At 65.9% G+C, this 7,061-nt stretch carries 7 protein-coding genes; 5 read left to right on the top strand and 2 right to left on the bottom strand.

The window, feature by feature from the left end:
* The 4 genes from AZG88_RS26895 to AZG88_RS26880 form a co-directional block, all read left to right on the top strand.
* Positions 1-456: ABC transporter ATP-binding protein (locus AZG88_RS26895; protein ID WP_442971755.1), on the top strand; the 456-nt coding region annotated here is incomplete at its 5' end.
* Positions 457-462: 6 nt separating this feature from the next.
* Entirely contained in the window at positions 463-1,722 is a 1,260-nt protein-coding gene (locus tag AZG88_RS26890; RefSeq protein WP_061044152.1) for a cysteine desulfurase, read from the top strand.
* Positions 1,719-2,234: a Fe-S cluster assembly sulfur transfer protein SufU gene (gene sufU, locus AZG88_RS26885; protein WP_025432540.1), complete on the top strand. Its 516-nt coding sequence runs from the start codon at positions 1,719-1,721 to the stop codon at positions 2,232-2,234. The genes AZG88_RS26890 and sufU overlap by 4 nt, the downstream gene beginning before the upstream one ends.
* Positions 2,231-2,650: a metal-sulfur cluster assembly factor gene (locus tag AZG88_RS26880; protein ID WP_005241817.1), complete on the top strand. Its 420-nt coding sequence runs from the start codon at positions 2,231-2,233 to the stop codon at positions 2,648-2,650. The genes sufU and AZG88_RS26880 overlap by 4 nt, the downstream gene beginning before the upstream one ends.
* 51 nt (positions 2,651-2,701) lie before the next feature.
* Here AZG88_RS26880 and ku read toward each other — a convergent pair whose 3' ends face one another.
* Positions 2,702-3,589, bottom strand: coding sequence for a non-homologous end joining protein Ku (gene ku, locus AZG88_RS26875; RefSeq protein ID WP_442792411.1), 888 nt, complete (start codon positions 3,587-3,589; stop codon positions 2,702-2,704).
* A gap of 40 nt (positions 3,590-3,629) precedes the next feature.
* On the bottom strand, positions 3,630-4,778 hold the full coding sequence (locus tag AZG88_RS26870; RefSeq protein ID WP_061044151.1) for a lycopene cyclase family protein: 1,149 nt from the start codon (positions 4,776-4,778) through the stop codon (positions 3,630-3,632).
* Positions 4,779-5,402: 624 nt separating this feature from the next.
* Between AZG88_RS26870 and AZG88_RS26865 the strand changes: the two genes are divergently transcribed.
* Positions 5,403-7,034: an ABC-F family ATP-binding cassette domain-containing protein gene (locus AZG88_RS26865; RefSeq protein WP_025432541.1), complete on the top strand. Its 1,632-nt coding sequence runs from the start codon at positions 5,403-5,405 to the stop codon at positions 7,032-7,034.
* Positions 7,035-7,061 lie beyond the last annotated feature (27 nt).

Below are 7,061 nucleotides of genomic sequence, written 5' to 3'. Positions count from 1 at the left end.
CGCACCGCGGCCACCGCGGTCCGTGGCGAGGCCCCGAAGCTTCGCCACTGGGTGAAGGAAGTCAAGGAAGCCCTGACCGAGCTGGACATCGACCCCTCGTTCGGCGAGCGCAGCGTCAACGAAGGTTTCTCCGGCGGTGAGAAGAAGCGCCACGAGATCCTGCAGCTCGGTCTCCTGAAGCCGAAGATCGCGATCCTCGACGAGACCGACTCCGGTCTCGACGTCGATGCCCTGCGCGTCGTCTCCGAGGGTGTGAACCGCTACAAGGAGCGCCAGCACGGCGGAATCCTGCTGATCACGCACTACACGCGCATCCTCCGGTACATCAAGCCGGAATACGTCCACGTGTTCGTCGGCGGTCGTGTGGTCGAGTCGGGCGGGCCGGAACTGGCCGACGAGCTCGAGGCGAACGGCTACGAGCGCTTCACCCAGGCTGCAGCAACGCAAGGAGCATAAACGCAGATGACCACCTCGGTGCGCGTATTCGACGTCACCCGGATCCGGGAGGACTTCCCGATCCTGGCGCGTACGGTCCGCGACGGAAAACCGCTGGTGTACCTCGATTCGGGCGCGACGTCGCAGCGCCCGAACCAGGTGCTCGACGCCGAGAGGGAGTTCCTCACCACCTGTAACGCGGCCGTGCACCGAGGCGCTCACCAGCTCGCCGAAGAGGCCACCGACGCGTACGAGAACGCGCGTGCGACGATCGCCGCGTTCGTCGGTGCCGACAGCGACGAACTCGTGTTCACCAAGAACGCGACGGAGTCCCTGAACCTCGTCACTCACGTTCTCGGCGACGATCGCTTCGAGCGGCACCTCGGCCCCGGTGACGAGATCGTCATCACCGAACTCGAGCATCACGCCAATCTCGTGCCGTGGCAGGAACTCGCGCGCAGCACGGGTGCGACGTTGCGCTGGTACGGCGTCACCGACGACGGCCGGATCGACCTCGATTCGCTCGAACTGACGGGCGCCGTCAAGGTCGTGGCGTTCACCCACCAGTCCAACGTGACCGGTGCGGTGGCACCCGTCGAGGAGTTGGTGCGTCGCGCCCGCGCGGTCGGCGCGCTGGTGGTACTCGACGCATGCCAGTCCGTTCCGCACATGGCGGTGGACTTCCACGCGCTCGGTGTGGACTACGCGGCCTTCTCGGGGCACAAGATGCTCGGCCCGTCCGGCGTGGGTGTCCTGTACGGGCGCCGCGAACTGCTGAATGCGATGCCGCCGTTCATCACGGGTGGTTCGATGATCGAGACCGTCACGATGGAACGCACCACCTACGCGCCGCCGCCGCAGCGGTTCGAGGCCGGCGTTCCGATGACGTCGCAGGTGGTCGGGCTCGGTGCCGCGGTCCGGTATCTCGAGGAGATCGGGATGGACGCGGTGGCGGCGCACGAGCACACCCTGGTCGAGGCCGCACTGGCAGCTCTCGGTGCCATCGACGGCGTGCACATCATCGGACCCACGACCGCCGAGGACCGCGGCGGGGCCGTGTCGTTCGTGGTCGACGGAATCCACGCCCACGATCTCGGTCAGATCCTCGACGACGAGGGGGTCGCCATCCGCGTCGGCCACCACTGCGCCTGGCCCCTGCACCGTCGTTTCGGTGTCGCGGCCACGGCGAGGGCGTCGTTCGCGCTGTACAACACGGTCGACGAGGTCGACGCTCTCGCGGCAGCGGTGCGGCGCGCACAGGAGTTCTTCGGGGAGGTTCCTGCATGAGAATGGAACAGATGTACCAGGAAGTGATCCTGGACCACTACAAGCATCCCCACGGTCGCGGCCTGCGCGAACCGTTCGGCGCCGAAGTCCACCACGTCAATCCCACGTGCGGTGACGAAGTGACGCTGCGTGTGCAGCTCGCCGACGACGGCACCGTGGTGGATGTGTCGTACGACGGCCAGGGCTGCTCCATCAGCCAGGCGTCGACGTCGGTGCTCACCGATCAGGTGGTGGGGATGCCGGTCGAGAAGGCACTGCAGACCGTTGCCGCATTCAACGAGATGGTCAGCAGCCGCGGTACCGTCGAGGGGGACGAGGACGTCCTCGGGGACGGCATCGCCTTCGTCGGCGTCTCGAAATACCCGGCACGCGTGAAATGCGCGCTGCTGGGATGGATGGCATTCAAGGACGCGGTTGTTCAGATAGTGGACGACCGGGTCGTGGACGAACGGGATTCGGCCGTTCCGACAGCAGACGGCGAACCAGCTCGAATCGGAGGACAGGCATCATGAGCGAGACGCAGACGCCGGAGGCGGACGCCACGGCCGTACCGGAGCAGGCGACGGCCGACCAGGGCGGCGAGACCGCCACTGCATCGTCGGGTGCGATTACCGACCCGAAGCGCCTCGAAGAACTCGAGGAGGCGATGCGTGACGTCGTCGATCCCGAACTCGGCATCAACGTCGTCGACCTCGGTCTCGTGTACGGGATCACCGAGGAGGAGGACGTCGTGACCCTCGACATGACGCTCACGTCGGCGGCCTGCCCGCTGACCGATGTCATCGAGGACCAGTCGCGGGGTGCGCTCGTGCGCAGCGGTCTGTGCAACGAACTGAAGATCAACTGGGTGTGGCTCCCGCCGTGGGGCCCCGACAAGATCACCGAGGACGGCCGCGAGCAGTTGCGCGCGCTCGGTTTCACAGTCTGACCATTCACCACTGGTGACACGGAGGGGCTCGGCGAGCCCCTCCGTGTCGGTTCAGGCGCGCTTGCGTTCCGAACTGGATGACTTCGCTGTGGCCTTCTTCGCTGCGGTCTTGGCCGGAGCCTTCTTCGCCGGCTTCTTCTTGGCGGGTGCGGCCTTCTTCCCGGCGGCGTCGACGCTGCGCTGCAGTGCGGCCACGAGATCCACCACTTCGGCGTCCTCGCCGCTCTTCTCGACCTCGGCGACGGGGATGACCTTCTTGCCGCCGGACTCGATCATCTCGTCGAGCAGTTCACGCAACTGCACCTGGTAGTCGTCGGTGAATTCGGTGGGGTCGAAGTCGTCGGCCATGCTGTCGACGAGTGTCTCGGCCATCGCGAGTTCCTTCGCCTTCGGCTTGTCGACGCCATCGAGTGAGGAGAATTCCGCGGCCCGTACCTCATCCGGCCACAGCAGCGTCTGGATCACCAGCACCCCGTCCCGTGAACGCATCGCGGCCAGTCGGGTGCGCTGTCGGAGGGTGAAGTGGACGAGGGCCGTTCGGTCGCTGTTCTCGAGGGCTGTCGCGAGTAGGACATATGCCTTCGGAGAGCTGGAATCCGGTTCGAGGAAGTAACTCTTCTCGAACAGAATGGGGTCGATCTGTTCGGTCGGCACGAACTGCAGAACGGGAATCTCGTGTTTCTCGGCGGCGGGCAGTTTGCCGAAATCATCGTCCGTCAACACCACGCGCACGCCGTCGTCGGAGTCGTAGGCCTTGTCGATATCGGCGTATTGGACGACGTTGCCGCATTCGGAGCAGACGCGGTTGTATTTGATCCGGCCGCCGTCCTTGGCATGGACCTGGTGAAACCTGATGTCGTGATCCTCGGTTGCCGAATAGACCTTGACCGGCACATTCACGAGTCCGAACGCTATCGAGCCCTTCCATATCGACCGCATGCGTTCCATGATGGTCTCCTTTTCGCGTTCGCGCGACAGTTCATCGAACTTCCCGGCGAAGCGCCGAACGGAGAATCACACTGCGGATATCGCCGGAGGATGCCCGAAACATCCGCCCCATTGCGGACAGGGTTCCGCGCGGATTCGACCGCTCGGACAGATATGCCGCTTGGAGTTGTGGCGGTAGATCGAAGAAATGCTCGAAGAATTCGGGGACGTGTTCGGAATCCAGATTCAGGAGGACGCGGAGGCCGACCGATCGCAGAGACGCGACGGTGCGCGCCTTCCACGGCCACAGTCGTGCGTTCGAACCGTCATGAAGATCGCGGGCCAGAACATCTGCGCACAGGAGCGACGCCGCGACGCTGAAGCCCGTTCCTGGGTGCATCAACCCGGCGCGGGCTCCGAAACGCACCTGATCCGAGCTGTGGGCACGACCGGCCTCGGGTGGTGGCTCGACGGCGAATCTGACCCTCTCGACGTCCGAATGGGACGGCACGGTGACGCCCCGCTGTCGGAGTCGGTCGTGGAGTCGGGTGGCGAGTTCCGAGATCGGGAGTGGGGGGCGACCGACCAGACAGGTCTCTTCGAGCAGGAACCGGTCCTGCTCGAGCGGGACCCCGTAGAGGAACGACGGGGTGTCGGAGGGGGAAGTCCCGTTGTCGCGGCGCCAGTCCATGAACACCGCGGCCTCGCCGGCGAGCGCATGTGCGGCCGTGTCGGGGTCCACCACGACGCCGTATGCCGTCTGCTGGGCGAGGTCGGGGCTGTCGCCGGTGCCGCGGGCATCGACGACCACGTGCGCCTTCAGTGTCGAGCCGTCGTCCAGTCGGACGGAAGTGGGGGAGAGATCGACGGCTCTACCTGCGAGAACGGTTCCGCATTCGCTGCCGAGTATTGATTGCAGTACCGATGTATTCAAAACGCAATACGTGCGGTCGATGGTGTGGCGACGTGTCGTCCAGGCTGTCGGGCAAGCAGTTTTCGTGACGACGGCGTCTCGAGGGAGCCAGTCGGGGAGCTCGTCTTCCCAGGCCGCGTACGTCGCGGTCCACGATCTGCGGGGGAGCGGGTCGACCGAGACGACTGTCGAACCGAGAGCCGTGGCCCGGTGGGCGAGGGCGCGGCCGGCAGGCCCGAGGCCGACGATCGCGACGTCCCAGATCGCTGGACGGGGAGAAATTGTCACACCGCCAGCCTGTCACGGCGGCCGAGTCTGGAACGAGACCCAGTTCCAGACTCGGCCTCGGACGGAACCGTTCGATTATCCGAATTTGTCGGGGTACGGTCCTGGCTGTCCCGGGGTAGTGGTGACTCCACCATCACGGGTCCCGATCTCGATTACCCACCACGGCAGTCCCAGACCAAGGGGAGCGGGGCGCCGCGGCCGGCTCGGCCGGCTGCGGGGGAGCGTGCGCGCTGAACGGGGCGCAGTTGCGCGGGGTGGGGAACCCGATGCGCCTGCGATGCCACGAGGGTGTCGGCTGGGCTCCCAAGTCCACCAGGATGTCAGCCAGGTACTGAGTCGGGCAGTGACGGAACAGCGTAGTTTCCCGAACTATCACCGTGGTTATTACTCATGACCCAACGGGCTCACCACAATTGCCAACCTCACCACCACGCGACTCACCTTCCATCGAACATCTACACAGGGGCTGGAGGCTTTCCTGCGGGCCGGATACGGCGGTGAACGTTAGCGGGATCACTGGCAGGCGTGTTCCGAGTCGCCGGCGGTCGGGTAAAATTGCTGGTTCGTGTGTTCTTTGCGTAGTTTTTCTCATTCAACGCGAGCGTCATTTTCCTAGGAGTCTTGTTGATCACCGCTACCGACCTGGAAGTTCGAGCTGGAGTGCGGACGTTGCTGTCCGCGCCCGGACCGGCTTTGCGGGTACAGCCCGGCGACCGCATCGGGCTGGTCGGCCGCAACGGTGCCGGCAAGACGACGACCCTCCGCATCCTCGCGGGGGAGGGGGAGGCGTACGCGGGTGCCGTGGTGCGCACCGGCGATCTCGGGTACCTGCCGCAGGACCCGAAGGAAGGCGACCTCGACGTCCTCGCGAAGGACCGAGTGTTGTCCGCGCGCGGCCTCGATTCGCTGCTGCGGGACATGGAGAAGCAGCAGATCCTGATGTCGGAGGTCGTCGACGACGCCGAGCGCGACAAGGCCGTGCGCAAGTACGGCAACCTCGAGGACCGCTTCTCCGCGCTCGGTGGGTACGAGGCGGAGAGCGAAGCGGCACGCATCTGCAACAGCCTCGGACTGGCCGACCGCATCCTCGGTCAGCAGCTGCACACCCTGTCGGGTGGTCAGCGTCGCCGTGTCGAACTGGCGCGCATCCTGTTCGCCGCGTCGGACGGTAGCGGCGGACGGTCGGATACGACGCTTCTGCTCGACGAGCCGACCAACCACCTCGACGCCGACTCGATCACCTGGCTGCGGGGCTTCCTGCAGAGCCACGAGGGTGGGTTGATCGTGATCAGCCACGACGTCGATCTGCTCAACGACGTCGTGAACCGGGTGTGGTTCCTCGATGCCGTGCGCGGCGAGGCCGACGTGTACAACATGAGCTGGAAGAAGTACCTCGACGCCCGTGCGACCGACGAGCAGCGTCGCCGCCGTGAGCGCGCCAATGCCGAGAAGAAGGCCGGTGCACTGCGCGTGCAGGCCGCGAAGCTCGGCGCGAAGGCCACCAAGGCCGTGGCGGCACAGAACATGGCGAAGCGCGCCGACAAGCTGATGTCCGACCTCGACGCAGAACGCGTGTCCGACAAGGTGGCCCGGATCCGGTTCCCCGAGCCTGCCGCGTGTGGCAAGACTCCGCTGATGGCGGAGAACCTGACCAAGGTCTACGGTTCGCTCGAGATCTTCACCGGAGTGGACCTCGCGATCGACCGTGGGTCACGCGTCGTGGTGCTCGGTCTCAACGGTGCCGGTAAGACGACGCTGCTGCGCATTCTCGGCGGAGTCGAGACCCCGGACGCAGGCGGGCTCGTCCCCGGTCACGGGCTGAAGATCGGCTACTTCGCGCAGGAGCACGACACCCTCGACGACAACGCGTCGGTGTGGGAGAACATTCGCCACGCGGCGCCGGACACGGGGGAGCAGGAGCTGCGTTCGCTGCTCGGTGCGTTCATGTTCACCGGCCCGCAGCTCGAGCAGCCCGCAGGCACGCTGTCCGGTGGTGAGAAGACGCGCCTCGCGCTGGCGGGTCTCGTGTCGTCGGCGGCGAACGTCCTCCTGCTCGACGAGCCGACGAACAACCTCGATCCCGTCTCCCGCGAGCAGGTGCTGGATGCGCTCCGCAGCTACACCGGTGCCGTCGTGCTGGTGACGCACGACCCCGGCGCGGCCGAGGCACTCGACCCGGAACGGGTCATTCTCCTGCCCGACGGCACGGAGGACCACTGGTCGCAGGACTACCTGGAGCTGATCCAGCTCGCCTGAGCACTGCGCGTAGATATCGCCGTCGCG

Source organism: Rhodococcus sp. LB1, assembly GCF_001583455.1.
GTDB classification, from domain to species: Bacteria; Actinomycetota; Actinomycetes; order Mycobacteriales; family Mycobacteriaceae; genus Rhodococcus_F; species Rhodococcus_F opacus.
This window is presented reverse-complemented; position numbering and strand designations above follow the sequence as displayed.

Bases quoted from the DNA above. Each gene is read 5' to 3' on its own strand.
- AZG88_RS26890 (WP_061044152.1), top strand. From the start codon at position 463: ATGACCACCTCGGTGCGCGTATTCGACGTCACCCGGATCCGGGAGGAC.
- sufU (WP_025432540.1), top strand. From the start codon at position 1,719: ATGAGAATGGAACAGATGTACCAGGAAGTGATCCTGGACCACTACAAG.
- AZG88_RS26880 (WP_005241817.1), top strand. From the start codon at position 2,231: ATGAGCGAGACGCAGACGCCGGAGGCGGACGCCACGGCCGTACCGGAG.
- ku (WP_442792411.1), bottom strand. From the start codon at position 3,589: ATGCGGTCGATATGGAAGGGCTCGATAGCGTTCGGACTCGTGAATGTG.